Source organism: Burkholderia sp. KL41, assembly GCF_057005415.2.
In genome coordinates this window covers 3249595-3267725 of record NZ_CM174447.1, presented here as the reverse complement: position 1 = coordinate 3267725, position 18131 = coordinate 3249595, and the positions used below count along the sequence as shown (strand labels likewise).

Genomic DNA, 18131 nt, shown 5'->3' with positions numbered 1-18131 from the left:
TGTTGTCGAAAAGCGGGCGGGACGTCCGGCCATCCCGCTCCATGCCCGCGACGGCGCCGGATCGTTGCGTGTCGAATGCGATTCCGGCGGCCGTCCCGATGTATCGCGGCGCGATGCCGGTCGGCGGGTGTTGATGCAATAACGGCGGTCGCCGGGGCGACTGAACCCGTGATTCCACGTAGCGCGCACGATTCACGCGTGGCACACGTTTGCGAGCGGCGGTATGCGCGATTTGCTTGATCGAAGTCAAAAATTGCGTGCCTTCGCGTGAATTTCCGTATGGATGCGGCCCGTAAACACGTCGGCGAATGACACACCCATCGCGACGGAAGGCTCCGTGCGGAAGTCCGGGGAACGCGGCGCGCGGCGCATCGCCGGCCGACGCGGGTTCGCGCACCGGCAGGGTTTTCATCAGGACATCCGGGGCGCCGCACGATCCATCATGGAGAAAGCACCGTCGCAGCCAACCGCAGGAGGGCGCACCGTGACGTCCGATCCCACTTCCTCGACCGCCTTCGTGTTCGCCGGCGGCGGCAGTCTCGGCGCGATCGAGGTCGGAATGCTCCGCGAGCTGGTCGCGAGCGGCGAACGGCCCGATTGCGTCGTCGGCGCGTCGGCGGGCGCGATCAATGCCGCCTATTTCGCCGGCCGGCCCGATGCGGACGGCGTCGCGATGCTCGCCGCGCTGTGGTGCCGGATCCGCCGCCAGGACATCATGCCGTTCTCGATGCGCAGCCTCGTCGCGATGCTGCTGCGCAACCGGCCGCATCTGGTCGAGGCCGATGCGCTGCGCCTGCTGCTGGAAAGGAACCTGCCGTACCGGCGGATCGAGCAGGCCGCGTTGCCGCTCCACATCGTCGCGACCGACGTGCTGAACGGCCAGGAAGTCGTGCTGTCCGCCGGCCCGGTCGTGGATGCCGTGCAGGCCAGCGCGGCGATTCCCGGCGTGTTTCCGTCGGTCAGCATCGGCGGCGTGGAACTCGTCGACGGCGGCGTCGCGAACAATACGCCGATCTCCGTTGCGATCGCGCTCGGCGTCAAGCGGATCGTCGTGCTGCCGGCCGGGTTCGCCTGCGCGTTGCGCGTACCGCCGCGCAGCGCGATCGCGCATGCAACGCACGCGCTGACGCTCGTGATCGCGCGGCAACTGGTGCGCGATCTGGAGTTGTACGGGGCACGCGCGCAAATCCATGTCGTGCCGCCGCTCTGTCCGCTCGACGTGTCGTCATACGATTACTCGCAGTGTGCGCAGCTGATCGACAAGGCCGCGGAACGCACGCGTGCGTGGATCGACGCGGGCGGGCTCGCGCAGTGCGAGATTCCCGGCCAGCTTCGCGAGCACGACCATGCCGCCGTGCTGTCGCACTGAGGGTTGCTCACGCGCCGTGAAATCCCATGATCGGCGCATGCCGAACACCCCGGCGCTCTCCCCGAAAATCCGCGAAGAACCAAAAAAAGCGGCACCGTGCACGAGACACGGTGCCGCCAACGGCCTGAACGGCCGCACTGGTCAGTCGATCGCGCGCATCGCGTGGCGCAGTTCCTGATAGCTGCGCAGCCCCGCGACGCCGAGTTCGCGGCCGATTCCGCTGAGCCCGAACCCGCCCCAGCACACGTGCGGATAGATCAGCTGCGGTGCGTTGATCCACACGAGCCCCGCGCGCACGCGCTGCTGGAACTGCTTCGCGATACCGGCATCGCGCGTCACGACGGTCGCGACGAGCCCGTAGCGCGTGTCGTTCGCGAGCGCAATCGCTTCGTCGTCGGTGCGGAACGATTTCACGCACGCGACGGGGCCGAACACTTCGTCGGTCCACAGCGGGTTGTCGGCGGCGGGCTCGGCGATCACGACGGGCGCCATGAAGAAGCCCGCACCGCCGGCATCCGTCACCCGGCCGCTGAAGGCGACGCGTGCGCCCGCATCGATGCCGTGCTGGAGCATCGCTTCGACGCGCGCGCGCTGCGCGGCCGAGATCAGCGGCCCCATCGCGACCTGTTCCGCGGCGGGCGGCGCGACGACGAGCGCACGCACGGCCGTCTCGAACGCGGCCATGAAGCTGCGGTACACGCTGTCGTGCACGAGGATGCGCGCGGTGGCCGAGCACATCTGGCCCGCGTTCGTGAATGCGCCCGCAACCGCGAGCGACACCGCGACGTCGAGATCGGCGTCGTCGCGCACGATCAGCGACGACTTGCCGCCGAGTTCGAGCGTCACGCGCTTCATGTCGACGGCCGCGGCCTGCATGACCTTGCGGCCCGCCGCCGTGCTGCCGGTAAACGAAATCTTGTCGATCAGCGGATGCGCGGTCAGCGCCGCGCCGACCTCGGCGCCGCCGTTCACGACGTTGACGACGCCGGCCGGCAGCCCCGCTTGCTCGACGATCTCGAGCAGCGCGTGCTCGGTCGGCGACGTGAGTTCGGACGGCTTCAGCACGACCGCGCAGCCGGCCGCGAGCGCGGGCGCGAGCTTCCACGCGGTCGTGACCATCGGGAAGTTCCACGGCATGACGAGCGCCGCGACGCCGACCGCGTCGTAAAAGCGTTCGGCCGTGACGGTGTCGCTCGGCAGCGCGACCGGTTCGGCCGCGAACAGCGCCGGGTCTTCGCACAGCTTCGCGTAGTACGCGAACGTGGCGGCGACGTCGCCGACATCGGCCTTGGCCTCGAACGGCGGCTTGCCGCTCACCTGCATCTGCAGCGCCGCCAGGCGGTCGCGCGATGCCTCGACACGTTCGGCGATCGTCGCGAGCATCCGGCCGCGTTCGGCCGGTGGCGTGTCGCGCCAGCCGGCGAATGCGTCGCGCGCGGCACGCACCGCGGCGTCGACGTGCGCGGCCGTCGCGAATTCCTGCCAGCCGATCGCGTCGCCGGTCGACGCATTGAAGATCGGCGCGCCCGCCTTGGCGGAATGCGTGTGCACGGACTGCCCGGCGATCCGCGCGGCGGGCAGCACGAACGTCGCGGCGGAAGGGGAAAGCTCGGCGGTAGACATGAGGTTCATCCTGTCGAGGTCGGTCGGGTTAGCGGTAGGCGACGCCCGGCATCACGCAGAGCATCTCGAACGCGAGGTTCGCGCCGGTGAGCGCGGTGGTGCCGGTCGGATCGTACGGCGGCGCGACTTCGACGAGATCCGCGCCGACGATGTTCAGGCCCTTCATGCCGCGGATGATTTCCAGGCCCTGCTGCACGGTGAGGCCGCCGATTTCCGGCGTGCCGGTGCCGGGTGCGAACGACGGGTCGAGGCCGTCGATGTCGAAGCTGAGATACACCGGCGTGTCGCCGACGCGTTCGCGCACCTGCGCCATCAGCGGCGCGAGTGACTTGTTCCAGCACTCCTCCGCCTGCACGACGGTGAAGCCCTGCTGGCGGCACCAGTCGAAATCGTCCGCGTGGTAGCCGGTGCCGCGCAGGCCGATCTGCGTGACCTTGTCGCATTGCAGCAGCCCGTCTTCCACCGCGCGGCGGAACGGCGTGCCGTGCGCGATCTTCTCGCCGAACATCGTGTCGTTCACGTCCGCGTGCGCGTCGACGTGCACGACGGCGACCTTGCCGTACTTCTTATGCAGCGCGCGCAGGATCGGCCACGCGATCGTGTGATCGCCGCCGAGCGTGATCGGCCGGCAGCCGTTCGCGACGATCTCGTCGTATGCCTCTTCGATGCGGCGCACCGAGTCCTTCAGGTCGTACGGGTTGGTCGCGACGTCGCCGATGTCGGCCACCTGCAGCGAATCGAACGGCGCGGCGCGGGTGGCCATGTTGTACGGGCGCAGCAGCACGGATTCGGTGCGGATCTGGCGCGGGCCGAAGCGCGAGCCCGAGCGGTTCGACGTGCCGAGGTCGAGCGGCACGCCGACGAAGCACACGTCGAGGCCGTCGGTCGTCTCGGCTTGCGGCAGGCGCATCATCGTGGCGATGCCGCCGAAGCGCGGCATTTCGTTGCCGCCCATCGGTTGATTGAGTTCGCGGGGCATGGGGCCGTCTCCTTTATCTGAGGTAAAGCGATCGGCCGATGGTAGAGGAGAACGCCCGCGCGAAGATTTTGAAGTCGCAACGTTTACATCGACGGGGCTCGATGCAAGTGGCGCCGCCGCATCGACGCGGCGCAACCGAACGCGGCCGCGCGGCCAGGTCAGGCCGGATCAGGCCGGATCAGGTCGGATCAGGTCGGCGCGAGAGGGCCGGCGGCGCGGCGCCGTCGTGCGGGCCGGAGGAAGGGAACGCGGTGGTCGCCGAACCCCACGCGGCGAGTTCGCGCTTCGTGCGCACGCCGAGCTTCGCGAACGCGCGCTTCACGTATGACTCGGCCGACGCGACGCGCACGCCGAGGATCTCCGCCGTTTCCGGCACGGTCTTGCCGGAAAGCAGGTGCTTGCAGGTTTCGTATTCGCGCTTCGACAGCTTCACGCCGTCGGCCGCGATGCGCGCGTCGAACTGCGCGAGCGGATGGACTTCGGGCGTCGGGTGCGCAATGCGCCGCGCGGCCGTGGTCGACGCGTGCAGTTCGAGCAGCGGGAACAGCACGTCGCTGATGCTGCGAAAGCGGTTCATCTCGGCGAGCGTGAACGGCGGCCGGTCGCGGCCGCGCTCCAGCGCGATCGAATGCTGCGAATAACGCGTTCCGCGTGCGAGCACGCATTCGTGGCCGATCTGCACGTCGTCGAACAGCCGCTGGCGGAATTCGCCGGGCGGGATCGCCGCGATGTCGCGCACGACGAGCATCGTGCCCGTCTTGCCGCGCAGCCCCGCGAACAGCGGGTCGCTGTCGAGAAAGCGCTCGTAGTAGAGCGTCATCACGTCGGAGACGTCGGCGCTCGCCGCGCCGATGCCGCTGCTGCCGATCCATTCGCATCGGTAGCCGGTGGGCATCGAGCCGTCGACGCGCGAGCGTTCGACGTGCGCGACGTCGAGCGGCACCACTTCATTGAGCAGTTGCGTGAGGCGCGGCACGAAGTGCGGCGTGCCGACCGTCTCGATCAGCTCGCCCAGCGCCTTGAACGACACGTTGAAGCGGTCGTTGTCGCGGTGGAAGGGGTTCACGTTGAGCAGCATGCGGTTCCCCGGTGAAAAGCCGGCGGATTGTAGCGTCGGCCACGCAAAACGTCATTAGGGGGAAATCCCGGCAGGTGTCCTTGCGACCTGCCCGGCCCCGGAAAACACCGCTTGTCCCCCCCGGAGGGGGGCATACCGGGGCAGTGTAAATGAGTAACTTTGTCTCTGCTTTTTTCAATCAAGAGACGAAAGATTCTGATGACCAAACTGATCAAGGACATCCTGCCGCTCGGCGCAGGCATCGGCGAATTCACGAAGCTCGACTTCGGGATGGACGAAAGCGACTGGCGCGCGGCGGAAGGCAAGAGCGGCAACTACCTCATCGGCTGGTGGGAAGGCAAGGTCGGCTCGGTGGAGTTTCCGGAAACCGCGGCCGACGAAGCGGTGTGGCTCGTCGAGGGCCGGATCGCGCTGACCGACGTCGAAGGCAACCGCAGGGAATTCACGCCGGGCCAGGGCTACCTGCTGCCGGCCGGCTTCGCGGGCCGCTGGGAGACGATCGAGGACGCGAAGAAGTTCTACGTGCTGCTCGAGAAGTCGTGATGGCCGAAGCCGCCGCCGTGGTGTCGTCGTCCGTGTGACGCGCGCCCGGCGGCGGTTTCGTTTCCGCGTGTGATGGCAGGGATCATGGAAATGGAAGTCAAGGCAAGAGAGACTGCACCGGCGCAGGCGCACGCAATGCGTGGCGCGCCGGTCGCATTGGGCGTCGAGGCGGCGCTCGAAAATACGAAGCTGTTCCCGTACTGGCTCGACAACCCGGCCGCGCCGGCCACCGAGCCGGAACTTGTCGGCGACGTGACGGCCGACCTGCTGATCGTCGGCGGCGGCTTCACCGGGCTGTGGTCGGCCGTGCAGGCGAAGGAACAGATGCCGCACCTGAACGTGGTGCTGATCGAGGCCGGCAAGGTCGCGCACGGCGCATCGGGCCGCGCGGGCGGGATCATCTCGACGTCGGTGATGCACGGGCTGCCGAATGCGGTGCGCGTGTTCCCGAACGACATCGCGCAGCTCGAGGCGTTCGGCCATCACAACCTCGACGGCTTCGAGGAAACGCTGAAGCGTTACGACATCGACGCCGACATCGAGTGGAACGGCGAGATGACGGTCGCGGTCGATCCCGAGCACATCGCGCACCTGAAGGGCGATTACGACCTGCATCGCGAGTACGGCCACAACGTCGTGCTGCTGAACCGCGACGAAACGCTCGAACAACTGAATTCACCGCTGTTCGCGGGCGCGCTGTGGTCGCGTAACCGCAGCGGCATCGTGCATCCGGCGAAGCTCGCGTGGGGGCTGAAGCGCGCGGCGCTGTCGCTCGGCGTGAAGCTGTACGAGCACACGCCGCTCGTGACCGTGACCGACGAAGGCAGCACCGTGTTCGTGAAGACGCCGAAGGGCAGCGTGCGCGCGCCGCGCGTCGTGTTCGGCAGCGGCACCGCGAAGGTCGGGATTCCCGACATCAACCGCCGCGTGATGCAGGTGCGCGACCACGTGCTCGCCACCGAGCCGCTCACCGACGAACAGCTCGCGCGGATCGGCTGGAAGAATCGCCAGGGCGTGTACGACACGCGCACGCAGCTCAACTATTTCCGCCTGACGAAGCACAACAACATCATCTTCGGCGGCCTGGTGAGCTATCACTTCGACGGCGATCCGGAACCGCATCAGGACGGCCAGCGCGAGACCTATTACCGGCTCGCGGAAGCGTTCTACCGCACCTTCCCGCAATTGAGCGACGTGCGCTTCTCGCATGCGTGGGGCGGGCCGATCGACTACTGCTCGCGCGGCTCGGTGTTCGCGAAGCGCTATCTCGGCGACAAGGCCGTGTTCGTCGCCGGCTATACGGGTTTCGGCGTCGCGGCGAGCCGGTTCGGCGCGTTCATGGGGCTGAACATCCTGTTCGATCGCGACAGCCCCGAGCGCAAGCTCGACATCGCGAACCAGAGCCCGAGCTACATCCCGCCCGAGCCGATGCGCTGGGTCGCCGCGAAGATCACGTTCCATGCGTTCGACGGCGCGGATGCGGAAGGCGGCTGGAAGCGCGCGTGGATCAGCGGCATCAAGGCGATGGGCTTCCCGATGTAAGCGACACGGCGGCCCGGGCCGGGCCGCCGCCATACCCCGCTCCCTCGAGGAGACGGTCCGCGCCGCGGACACGGAGAGAGACACCGAATGAACGTAGTGAACCTGCAGGACGAAGCGCGACAGGAAAGCGCGCCGTTCGTCGTCGTGATGCTGCTGCTCGGCATCCTCGGGCCGACGGTCTTCCTCGGCCTGCCCGCGATCGTCGGGCAGGTCGAACGCCATTGGGGCTTCGGCGAAGCGGCGCTCGGGCTGTCGAGCTTCATCGAGGTGCTCGGCGAATCGACGGGCACGCTGCTCGTCGCGTTCGTGCTCGGCCGCCAGCCGGTGCGGTGGGTGCTCGCAGGCGCGGTGACGCTCGCGGCCGGCGCGAACCTCGGCACGCTCGCGACGCACGGGCTCGTCGCGTATTCCGCGTTGCAGTTCATCGCGGGCGTCGGCTCGGGCGGGCTGAACGGCATCGCGCTGCGCTACCTGTCGTACTCGCGCGCGCCGGAACGCAACCTCGGGATCATGCTGATGGGGCAGGTGGCGTGGAGCATGGTGCTGCTGGCCTACATCTTCCCGATGCTGAGCGACGCATGGGGCGCGCACGGCGTGTTCGGTTTCGTCGCATGCGTGCTCGGCGTATTCGTGCTCGCGACGCCGCTGTTTCGCCGGGGCGAGACGCTGGCCGCCCCGGCACCGGCCGGCGTCGCCGGCCGCATCGACCGCCGGGGCGCGATGCTCGTGCTGTGCGCGCAGCTCGCGCTGTACGGCGGTGTCGGCGTCGTGTGGACCTTCCTCGAGAAGATCGGCACCGCGGCGGGCCTGAGCGGCAGGTCGGTGTCGCTCGTGCTCGGCATCGCGAACATCGCGAGCCTCGTGATCTGCGCGGCGATGCCGAAGCTCGGCGCGGGCGCGGGCCTGCGCCGCTGGGCGCTCGTCAACCTCGGCGGCTGTGCGGTCGCGGCCGTGCTGCTCGCGATGCCGGCATCGGCCATGACGTTCACGCTCGGCGCGGTCGTGTTCATCGGCTGCTGGACCGGCGGCGCGCTGCTGATCTACGCGACGATTCCGCAGTACGACCTGGTCGGCAAGTCGGCCGCGCTGTCGCCGGGCTGCGTCGCGCTCGGCTACGGCGTCGGCTCGGTCGCGGGCGGCTCGCTGATCGAGCGCGCAGGCACGCAGTCGGCGCTGATCGCGGCGATCGTGCTGTGCGCGGTGGCGTTCCTGTGCTACCGGCGGCTGCGGCCGGCCGTGTTCGGCATGGAACGCTCGCTCGCGGTGGTACCTGAATGACGGTTTCGACGCGCGCCGCTGCCGATGGCGGCGCGCGTCCGGTCCGGTTCATCGGCGAAGGCGGCGGGCGTGACGCGTGATGCGCGTCGTGCCGGCCGGGCAACGCGCACACGCGCAGTGGCTTCAGGCATGTTCTCGAATACTTCCGATCTCGATCTCCGGCTCATCCGGGTCTTTCTGGCCGTCGTCGACGCACGCGGCATCACGGCCGCCGAGGCGTCGCTCGGCGTGCGCCAGTCGACCATCAGCACGCAGCTGTCGGCGCTCGAAGCGCGCGTCGGCTTCAAGCTGTGCGATCGCGGGCGCGGCGGCTTTCGCCTGACGTCGAAGGGCGAACGCTTCGCGGCCACCGCGCGCACGCTCGTCGCGGCGACCTCCGAATTCGTCGCGCGCGTGCGCGACATCGACCGCAAGCTGGTCGGCACGCTGTCGATCGGCCTGATCGGCCAGGCGCCGCTCGTCGAGAACGCGCGCGTGGCCGACGCGATCGGTGCATTCCGCAAGCGCGACCAGGCCGTCACGTTCGCGATGAAGGTCGCGTCGCCGCAGGAACTCGAGGAAAGCCTCGTCAACAACCAGCTCGATCTCGCGATCGGGTATTTCTGGCATCGCGTGCCCGGGCTGCTCTACACGCCGCTGTTCACCGAGCAGCAGGTGATCTACTGCGGGCGCGGGCATCCGCTGTTCCATGCGTCGCGGCCCGTGACGGCGGACGACCTGCAACTGCACGACTGGGTATGGCGCACCTATCCGGTGCCGGAGGAGCAGTATCCGCTGCCCGAGCGGCGCGTGACCGCGAGCGCGGACAGCATCGAGGCCGCGACGATCCTGATCCTGTCGGGCGGCCATCTCGGCTACCTGCCCGCGCACTACGCGGAGCCGTTCGAGCAGCGCGGGCTCGTGAAGGCCGTCGGCCGCGCGACGTTCAGCTTCGACGTGCCGCTGCATCTCGCGATGAAGCGCAGCACGAGCGACAAGCCGATCGTCGACGCGTTCTGCGAGGACCTGCTGCGCGCCTTCAACATCAAGGCGGCCGCGCTGGCCGCGTAAATCCAGGCCGCGCGTTCAGCAGTCGACGAGTACCCAGTCGAACAGCTCGCGGCGCGTGCGCACGCCGAGCTTCGCGAACGCGCGCTTCACGTACGACTCGGCCGTCGACAGCTTCACGTCGAGCTGCTGCGCGGCCTCGGGCACCGAGCGCCCGCACAGCATCAGCCGGCAGATCTCGTGCTCGCGGCGCGACAGCTGCACGTCCTGCCGTTCGAGGCGCGCATCGAAACCCGCCTGCGACGCGGCATTCACCGACACCGCCGCCACGCGTCGCGCCGCACAGGTGCGCGCATGCAGCTCGAACATCGGGAACAGCAGGTCGACCATCTGCCGGAAGTGAAACAGCTCGTCCGTGGTGAACGCGGCGCGCCCGACCGTGCGCGCGAGCCCGAGCGCGTACTGCAGGTGCGCGTTGCCGTGCACGAGCAGGCATTCCTGCCCGATGCCGGGCTCGTCGAAGATCCGGCGGCGGAACTCGCCCTGCGCGATGCCGTCGACATGGCGCTGCACGAGCAGCGTGCCGGGCTTGCCGCGCAGCGGCGCGACCAGCGGATCGGCCTGGCAGTAGTCCTGGTAGTAGATGTCCATCACGCGCAGCGTATCGGCCGCGAAGCGCAGGCTGCCGCTGCCGAGCCATTCGACGACGAAACCCGACGTGCTGCCCGTGTCGGCGCGCCAGCGCTCGAGGTGCACGGCGTCGGCATCGATGCTGTCGTTGACGAACTCCGTGACCGCGCCGACGAAATCCGGCGTGCCGACCGCGCGCAGCGTCGCGCCGAGTGAATCGGGACGCACGCCGATCAGATAGTGGCCGCGGGCGGCAGGGTCGGGCTGGAGAAGTCGCATGGTCGGACGAAGGCGGTCAGGGGACAGCGCGACGTTACGCGAACGCCGTGCACGCGTCAGCCGGGAATTCACCGGATCAACCCCACGGATTTCGTGCGTTGTCCCCAAAACGACGACAAGACCGTGCGTGCGGCGGCCGGAATTCGCAGAAGCCCCGGCGGCGGGGGGGCATACCGGCGCGAATCGTCTGCCTATAGTGAAAGCACTTCGAAAACCTGATGACCAGAAAGGACAGGCCATGCAGATGCAACCGACGCACGCCGCCACGACGCCGGCGGATTTCGTTCTGACCAACGCGAAGGTCTATACCGTCGATCCGCACAAGCCCTGGGCGCAGGCCGTCGCCGTGCGCGACGGCCGGATCGTCCATGTCGGCGACACGGCGGCCGTGCAGGCGTTCGTCGGCGCGCGGACGAAGGTCGTCGACGCGGCCGGCCGGCTCGTGCTGCCGGGCTTCGTCGAATCGCACTGGCACTTCGAGACGACCGCGTTCGCGTTCCAGGCGTTCGTGAACTACGAGGATCCGCAGAAGGTGCTCGGCGCGCTGCGCGCGTATGTCGAATCGCATCCGGACGAGCCGGCGATCACCGGGATGGGCTGGGTGCAGGCGACGATTCCGCCCGCGCTGCTGCGCAAGGAGACGCTCGACGCGATCTGCGCGGATCGCCCCGTGTGCCTGCTGTCGACCGATTTCCATACGATGTGGGTGAACTCGAAGGCGCTGGAGATCGCCGGCATCGACGCGTCGACGCCGCCCGTGCAGGAAGGCGCGAGCTGGTTCGAGAAGGACGCGGCGACCGGCGAGCCGACCGGCCTGATCGTCGACGGCGCCGCGTATTCGTTGCTGATGCAGCGGATCAGCGCGGCCGGCCTGCTGCCGACCGGCATCGACCTGTACCTGAAATCGATCCCGCCGTGGCAGAAGAAGCTGTGCGCGGCCGGCGTGACGACCGTGTTCGATGCGGGCTTCTTCGACGCGAGCGGCGACCAGTCGCTGCTGTACGAGACGCTGCAGACGATGGAGCGCGCGGGCGACCTGAAGCTGCGGGTGGTCGGCAGCGTCGCGGTGATCGGCGAGATCGACGACCCGGTCGGCACGCTCGTCCGGTACCGCGAGCAGTACGATTCGCCGCTCGTGAAGGCGCGCGCATTGAAGCTGTTCCTCGACGGCACCGAGGCGAACCACACCGCGTACCTGCTCGAACCGTACGCGGACCGCCCGGACACCTGCGGCGCGCCGACGATGCCGGCCGACACGTTCAACCGCTACCTGGTCGAAGCCGATCGCGCGAACGCGAACGTGATGGTCCATTGCGTCGGCGATGCGGCCGTGCGGATGGCGCTCGACGGCTTCGACGCGGTGAACCGCACGAACCCGCCGCGCGACCGCCGCCACGTGATCACGCACGCATTCCTCACGCATCCGGACGACATCCCGCGCTTTCGCCGCGCGGGCGTGATGGCGAACACGCAGTTGCAGTGGGGCGTGGTCGACGCGTACACCGAGCAGCTGCGCGACCACTACGGCCACGAGCGCTGGAGCAGCATGTACAAGTTCCGCACGTTCCTCGACGAAGGCGTGACGGTGTCGATCGGCATGGACGGCCTCGCATGCCAGTGCCGCTGCCAGCACAAGCCGCTCGAACACATCGAGTCGGGCCATACGCGCCAGCTCGCGGGCGAGCCCGATGCGCCGGTGTTCCCGGACATCGCCGAGCGCCTGAGCATTCCGCAACTGATCGCCGCGTACACGATCCACGGCGCGTACCAGCTCGGGATGGAGCACGAGGTCGGGTCGCTCACGCCCGGCAAGCGCGCGGATCTGGTCGTGCTCGAGAACGACCTGTTCGAGGTCGGCCAGTACGACATCGGCCGCATCGACGTCGGGCTGACGATGATGGGCGGCCGCATCACGCACGTGGGTGACGATTTCGGCGCGCGCACGGGTATGCAGGCATCCTGAACGCGCATCCCGGCTGACGAAGCGGCGACGGAATCTTTCGGGATGCTTTCGTTTTCGCGGCTCGGCGCATCCGGCCGGAACCGGATGCGCCGATTGTGCGGCGTGTCCCCCTATTGGCAGGGCAGACCGGCCAATTTCCTCTGGCTAAATTTTTCCGGACCGAAGCACACACCCGTTCATCGCGAACGGATCATGATATCGACGGAGGAAACCATGGCAGGGGATTGGAGCAGGCATCTGGGAACGGCATGCGCGGCGCTCGCGCTGGGCGGCGTGCTGGGGGCCGGCGCGCCGGTTGCGCACGCGGCGGACGTCGTCAACGTGTACAACTGGGGCAACTCGATCGGCAAGGCGACGATCGCGAACTTCGAGAAGGCGACCGGCATCAAGGTTGTCTACCAGGAGTTCGATTCGAACGAGACGTTGCAGGCGAAGCTGCTGTCGGGCACGTCGGGTTACGACGTCGTCGTGCCGTCCGACATCTTCTGGGCGCGGCAGCTGCAGGCCGGCATCTTCCGCAAGATCGACAAGAGCCAGGTGCCGAACTACGGGCTGCTCGACCCGGAAATCCTGAAGGCGCTCGCGAAGGATGATCCGGGCAACCAGTACGGCATTCCGTGGACCTGGGGCACCGACGGGCTCGGGATGAACGTCGAGAAGGTGAAGGCCGCGCTCGGCAACGACGCGCCGCTCGACAGCTGGGCGCTGCTGTTCGACCCGAAGTACGCGCAGAAGCTGAAGCACTGCGGCGTGTCGGTGCTCGATTCGCCGGTCGATGCGTTCGGGATGGCGTTCGTCTACCTGAAGAAGGACCCGAACACGACGAACCCGGCCGACTACCAGGCCGCATACGAGCTGCTGAAGTCGGTGCGCCCGTACATCACGCAGTTCAATTCGAGCAGCTACATCAACGATCTCGCGGGCGGCGACATCTGCCTCGCGCTCGGCTGGTCGGGCGACGTGAACTCCGCGCGGATCGCGGCCGCTTCCGCGAAGAAGCCGTATCACATCAAGTACGTGATCCCGACCGAGGGCAGCGCGATGTGGTTCGACATGATGGCCGTGCCGAAGGATGCACCGCACCCGGACGCCGCGCTGAAGTTCGTCAACTTCGTGCTGTCGGAGAAGGAGAGCGCGAACCTGACCAACGACACGTCGTACCCGTCGGCCGTGCCGTCGTCGAAGCGCCTCGTGCGCGCCGAAGTGACGAGCGATCCGGCCGTGTTCCCGCCCGCCGACGTGATCCGCAAGCTGAGCCTCAGCAAGCCGGTTCCGCCTGAGCTGATGCGCCTGCAGAACCGTCTCTGGACGAAGCTGAAGACCGAGTAAGCCGGCCGCCGCTTCCCCGATTCCCGCACACCTTTCGCGCGCCCCGCCGCTGATCGCGGCGGGCGGGGGCGCGCTCGTCCCGACGACCACCCAGAACATGAAACTCAAACACATGACGGCGCTGTGCCTGCTCGCGTTCGACGCGGCCACGGCATTCGCGCACACGCCGCAGGCGACCGACGCGAGCAGGATGAAGGCGCTGCAGGCGCAGGTCACCGCGCTGCAGCAGCAGGTGAACGAGTTGCGCGCGAGCATGCTGGCCGCGCAGGCGCCCGGCACCGCGACGGCCGCCAACGCAGCCACCGCCGCCACCGCCACCACCGCAACATCGAGCGGCGCAAGGATCGGTTCGATCAACACGGCCGCCGCCGCGCCGGCCGCCGATTCCGCACCGGCGTTCACGAACGACGACCTGCAGCAGATGCGCGAGCAGATCGCGAACGCGTCGCTGAAGGTCGACTCGCTGCAGGAAGCCGCGACGACCGGCCCGCTCGCGGGCCTGAGCATCACCGGCTACGTCGATCCCGTGTACCTGTTCAACCGCGCACAGCGCACGTCCGGGTTCCAGTTCCTGAACCACGATCCGGGCGCGTACGACTACTTCAACAGCACGATCGGCGACGTCTACCTCGACATCAAGAAGACCTTCGGCGTCGGCCCGATGGCGCCGTCGGCGGAGGTCGTGATCCAGCCGAACCGCGGCTTCGGCAACGTGTTCAGCAATTCGCACGGCGGCGTCGGCAACAACATCGTCACGCAGGCCGTGGTGACCGTGCCTCTCAGCACGACGCGCACCTTCGAGATCGGGATGATGCCGAGCCTCGCCGGCTACGAGGTGCAGCCGTCGACCCAGATGCTGACGCTCACGCACGGGCTGCTGTACGACTTCAGCGAACCGGGCAACCTGATCGGCGTTGGCCTGAAGGGCTCCAACGCGGCGATGACGCGCTTCTGGCAGGTCGTGATCGGCAACGAGGTGCTGCGCACCGCCGGCGCGATCGCGAACGCGGCGAACAACACGACCAAGACCAACTGGACGCCGACGATCACCGCGCGCTTCGACAACGCGACGTCGACCGCCTTCGACTTCGGCATTTCCGGGATGCTGGGCCGGCAGTCGCTGTTCTCGCCGTGCGCGACGGCGGGCGGTTACGGCTACCAGTGCAACGGCTCGTCGCCGACCGGCCTCTACAAGTACGTGGAAGCCGACGTGACCTATACGCACGACAAGACGCAGGTCAACGCGCAGGTCGACTACGGCGAGCTGCAGAAGGGCGCGTGGAACGGCGGCACCGCACGCTGGTACGGGATGTCGCTGCTCGGCCATACGAAGTGGACGCAGGCATGGGTCGGCCGCATGGGCGCGACGCTGCGCTTCGACTACCTGAACAACACGTCGAACGGCGGCGGCGGCACGAACATCCAGTACGGGCTCGTGGGCGGCAATCCGTCGGTGAACGGGTCGAGCGGCTTCGGCATCGATCCGGCGTGCTTCCAGGGTTCGTCGACGAACGGCACCGAGTGCAAGGGCGCGCAGCGTTACGCGATCACGGCCGACCTGCTGTTCTATCCGACGCAGCAGATCACCGTGAAGCTCGAGTATCGCCACGACGCGGCGAACCATCCGGTGTTCCTGAAGAGCAACGGCACATACGCGCGCAGCAACGACCTGGCCGGGATGCAGTTCATCTATTCGTTCTGACCGTTCTGACCGTTCTGACGGGTCTCGCCGTTCCGGCCGGCGCGCATGCCGGTCGACCGGCTGCGCCATGCATCACGTTCCGGGCCGCGCTTGCCCGGAACGCATTCAACCCAGGAGATTTGACCTTGAAGCTGCACACCTTCGTGACCGACCTCACCGATCCGCACGAGCGCGGCCGCCTGATCGGCGCGCGTTTCGCCGCCGAGATTCGCGAGACGGTCGCGCTTTACCTCGCGTTTTTCCCGAAGCTCGGCATCGAGCCGCAGCGCGCGCGGGAGATCGGCGAAGCGAGCCTGGCCGCGCTCGGTGCGTGGTGCCCGCGCCTGGCCGCCGAAGTCGAGGCGATCGCCGACGGCGTCGACCTGCCGCGCTGGCAGCTCGCGTGCCTGAACGCACGCACCGAGATTCTCGCGACCGCGCCCGCGTCGGCCGAAGGCGAGTGCTCGACGACCGTCTACGCGCCGGCCGGCCCGCACGCGCCGCGCACGCTGCAGACGTGGGACTGGCACGACAGCCTCGCGCCGCAGGGGCTGCTGATGCGGTTCGCGACGCCGCACGGCCGCACCGTCAAGCTGTTCTCCGAGTTCGGGATGCTCGCGAAGCTCGGCGTGAACAGCGCGGGGCTCGGGCTGCACTTCAACATCCTGCATCACGCGAGCGACAACGACAGCGCCGGTGTACCCGTGCATGCGATCGCGCGGCGCCTGCTCGAGGATGCGACGACGGTGCAGGAGGCGATCGAGCTCGCCCGGTCCGCGCGCGTGAGCGCGTCCACGGTGCTGACCGTGTTCACGCGGCATGACGCGAACCCGCGCGCGGCGAGCATCGAGCTGAGCCCGTCGGGCATCGGCGTGGTGGTGCCGCGTCCGGACGGCTGGCTGCTGCATACGAACCACTTCCTCGATCGCGCGCTGAGCGGCGGCGAGTGCATGCCCGACAGCTCGACCACGCGCGAACGATTCGCACATCTGAACGAAGTCGTGAACGGGATGACGAGCGCCGATGTGCGCGAGCGCGCGGCGGCAATGTGCGGTGCGGCCGGCGATCAGGCCGTCGTGTGTTTCCACGCCGATCCGTCGATGCCCGACACCGAGCGCTGGGAGACGCTGCTGACCGTCGGCATCGATACCGACGCGTGCGCACTCGACTACGTGGCGGGCAATCCGCACGATCTCGCGCGCGACGGGTTTCAGCGGTTCTGACGCGGCACGCGGGCGGCGGCGAGGCAGGGGGGGGCGGCATGCGTGTGCCGCCCTCGTGAGGCTCATGCGTCGATGCGTTCGACCTTGCCGACGAGCAAGCCATACGACAGGCTGCCCGCGAGTGCCATCGCGGCGATGTAGGTGATCGCGCGCGAGAAGTCCGCGCCGTTCACGAGCAGCCCGATCACGATCGGCGTCGCGATCGCGGACAGGTTGCCGATCAGGTTGAACACGCCGCCCGTGAGGCCGATCAGCCGCGCGGGCGCGAGCCCCGACACGAGCGACCACGTGATCGACGCGAAGCCGTTGCCGAAGAACGCGATCGTCATGAACGCGATCACCCAGCCGGTCGACGTGACGTAGTTCGCGCCGATGATGCAGGTCGAGATCAGCAGCCCCGAGATGATCGGCAGCTTGCGCGCGAAGCCCTGTGATGCGCCGCGACGCATCAGCCAGTCCGACAGCACGCCCGAGCACAGCACGCCGACGAACGCGGCGAGGAACGGCAGCGATGCGAGAAAGCCCGACTTGATGAAGTCCATTCCGCGGTACTTGACGAGGTAGGTCGGGAACCACGTGAGGAAGAACCATAGCGTCGAGTTCAGCGCGAACTGGCCGAGATAGATGCCCCACAGCTTGCGCCGGCCGAGCACGACGCCGAGGTCGCGCCACGTCGACTGTGCGCGCTCGGTACGCGCCGCGATGCGGTCTTCGAGATCGACGAGGCCGCCGCCGTCGCGGATCAGCGCGATCTCGGCCGCGTTGACGCCGCGAAACGCGCGCGGCTCGCGATACACCGCATACCAGATCGCGGCCCATGCGATGCCGGCGAGGCCGGTCGCGACGAACACCATGTGCCAGCCGAGATGCACCTGCAGCCACGCGAGCACCGGCGTGAGGAACGCGAGGCCGACGAACTGGCCCGACGTGTAGCCGCCGATCGCGCTCGCGCGCTCGCGGGTCGGGAACCACGTCGTCACCACGCGGTTGTTGATCGGGTAGGCCGGCGCTTCGAGCGCGCCCACCGCGAGACGCAGCACGACCAGCCCGACGAACGAACCGGCGAAGCCGAGCAGCAACGTCGCGGCCGACCACAGCGCGAGCGCGCCGGCATACAGCACGCGCGGCGACACCTTGTCGACGAGCCAGCCGCCCGGCACTTGCATCAGCGCGTAGGTCCAGCCGAACGCGGAAAACACGAGGCCCGCGTGCACGGGATCGATGTTCAGTGCCTTGAACAGCGCGGGCGCGGCGATCGACAGGTTGCTGCGGTCGAGATAGTTGATCACGACCGTGATGAACAGCAGCGCGAGGATCAGCAGGCGCTTTCGGCTGGGCGGCGCTGCCTGCGCGGCGGCCGCGCGGGCGGTTGAACCGGATGCGATGCCGGCGTGGGCGGGCAATTGATCCGGCGGGTTCGCGTGGGTGCGCGAAGCGGATTGGGCCACGGCTGTCTCCTGTGTTCCATGCCCGGCCGTCGCCCGCGAGCGGGGCGGCCGAATCGAATGGCGTTGGGGCGAACGTTAGAGCCGTGGCGGGAAGCGCGTCAACATTTGGGCAGGTATCCCGATTAATGGGATGTTCGGCGTTCAATATGTGGGAGGCGTGGCGAATACGCGACCGCTTG

The 18131-nt window shown here is 68.3% G+C and carries 14 protein-coding genes; 9 read left to right on the top strand and 5 right to left on the bottom strand.

Going from position 1 to position 18131, the window contains the following annotated elements:
* The first annotated feature begins 484 nt into the window (after positions 1-484).
* Complete coding sequence (locus tag PQB87_RS32040; protein ID WP_226182327.1) at positions 485-1369, top strand: patatin-like phospholipase family protein; 885 nt, start codon at positions 485-487, stop codon at positions 1367-1369.
* Between the two features lie 141 nt (positions 1370-1510).
* On the opposite strand, the gene PQB87_RS32035 is transcribed toward PQB87_RS32040, so the two are convergent.
* The 3 genes from PQB87_RS32035 to PQB87_RS32025 all read right to left on the bottom strand — a co-directional run bounded on the left by PQB87_RS32035 (position 1511) and on the right by PQB87_RS32025 (position 5049).
* Entirely contained in the window at positions 1511-2992 is a 1482-nt protein-coding gene (locus PQB87_RS32035) for an aldehyde dehydrogenase family protein (RefSeq protein ID WP_489243281.1), read from the bottom strand.
* Positions 2993-3020: 28 nt separating this feature from the next.
* Positions 3021-3971 (bottom strand): agmatinase, encoded by a 951-nt coding sequence (gene speB, locus PQB87_RS32030; RefSeq protein WP_048024584.1) that lies wholly within the window; start codon positions 3969-3971, stop codon positions 3021-3023.
* Positions 3972-4149: 178 nt separating this feature from the next.
* Entirely contained in the window at positions 4150-5049 is a 900-nt protein-coding gene (locus PQB87_RS32025) for a helix-turn-helix transcriptional regulator (RefSeq protein WP_060129163.1), read from the bottom strand.
* A 198-nt stretch (positions 5050-5247) separates the two neighbouring features.
* Here PQB87_RS32025 and PQB87_RS32020 point away from each other — a divergent pair, with 198 nt between their 5' ends.
* The 4 genes from PQB87_RS32020 to PQB87_RS32005 all read left to right on the top strand — a co-directional run bounded on the left by PQB87_RS32020 (position 5248) and on the right by PQB87_RS32005 (position 9462).
* On the top strand, positions 5248-5592 hold the full coding sequence (locus PQB87_RS32020; RefSeq protein WP_175830107.1) for a cupin domain-containing protein: 345 nt from the start codon (positions 5248-5250) through the stop codon (positions 5590-5592).
* Positions 5593-5676: 84 nt separating this feature from the next.
* Complete coding sequence (locus tag PQB87_RS32015; protein ID WP_233342535.1) at positions 5677-7134, top strand: NAD(P)/FAD-dependent oxidoreductase; 1458 nt, start codon at positions 5677-5679, stop codon at positions 7132-7134.
* Between the two features lie 87 nt (positions 7135-7221).
* Complete coding sequence (locus tag PQB87_RS32010) at positions 7222-8412, top strand: MFS transporter (protein WP_489243280.1); 1191 nt, start codon at positions 7222-7224, stop codon at positions 8410-8412.
* A 129-nt stretch (positions 8413-8541) separates the two neighbouring features.
* Positions 8542-9462: a LysR family transcriptional regulator gene (locus PQB87_RS32005; RefSeq protein WP_042975417.1), complete on the top strand. Its 921-nt coding sequence runs from the start codon at positions 8542-8544 to the stop codon at positions 9460-9462.
* 15 nt (positions 9463-9477) lie between these two features.
* Here PQB87_RS32005 and PQB87_RS32000 read toward each other — a convergent pair whose 3' ends face one another.
* Positions 9478-10308 (bottom strand): helix-turn-helix transcriptional regulator, encoded by an 831-nt coding sequence (locus PQB87_RS32000; protein WP_042975384.1) that lies wholly within the window; start codon positions 10306-10308, stop codon positions 9478-9480.
* Positions 10309-10546: 238 nt separating this feature from the next.
* On the opposite strand from PQB87_RS32000, the gene PQB87_RS31995 reads away from it, so the two are divergent.
* The 4 genes from PQB87_RS31995 (at position 10547) to PQB87_RS31980 (ending at position 16504) form a co-directional block, all read left to right on the top strand.
* Positions 10547-12271: an amidohydrolase gene (locus PQB87_RS31995; RefSeq protein ID WP_226144655.1), complete on the top strand. Its 1725-nt coding sequence runs from the start codon at positions 10547-10549 to the stop codon at positions 12269-12271.
* Positions 12272-12484: 213 nt separating this feature from the next.
* A complete protein-coding gene (locus tag PQB87_RS31990; RefSeq protein WP_048024576.1) occupies positions 12485-13600 on the top strand; it encodes a polyamine ABC transporter substrate-binding protein in 1116 nt (371 codons plus the stop codon).
* A gap of 97 nt (positions 13601-13697) precedes the next feature.
* The gene (locus tag PQB87_RS31985) at positions 13698-15302 is read left to right on the top strand and encodes a DUF3138 family protein (RefSeq protein ID WP_489243279.1); all 1605 of its coding nucleotides are present in this window, start codon (positions 13698-13700) and stop codon (positions 15300-15302) included.
* A gap of 125 nt (positions 15303-15427) precedes the next feature.
* Positions 15428-16504: a C45 family autoproteolytic acyltransferase/hydrolase gene (locus PQB87_RS31980; RefSeq protein WP_059692715.1), complete on the top strand. Its 1077-nt coding sequence runs from the start codon at positions 15428-15430 to the stop codon at positions 16502-16504.
* 62 nt (positions 16505-16566) lie between these two features.
* Here the strand turns inward: PQB87_RS31980 and PQB87_RS31975 are convergent, their stop codons facing one another.
* Positions 16567-17952 carry an MFS transporter gene (locus tag PQB87_RS31975; RefSeq protein WP_489243278.1) on the bottom strand — a complete coding sequence of 462 codons (1386 nt, stop codon included), beginning with the start codon at positions 17950-17952 and terminating at the stop codon, positions 16567-16569.
* Positions 17953-18131: the final 179 nt, after the last annotated feature.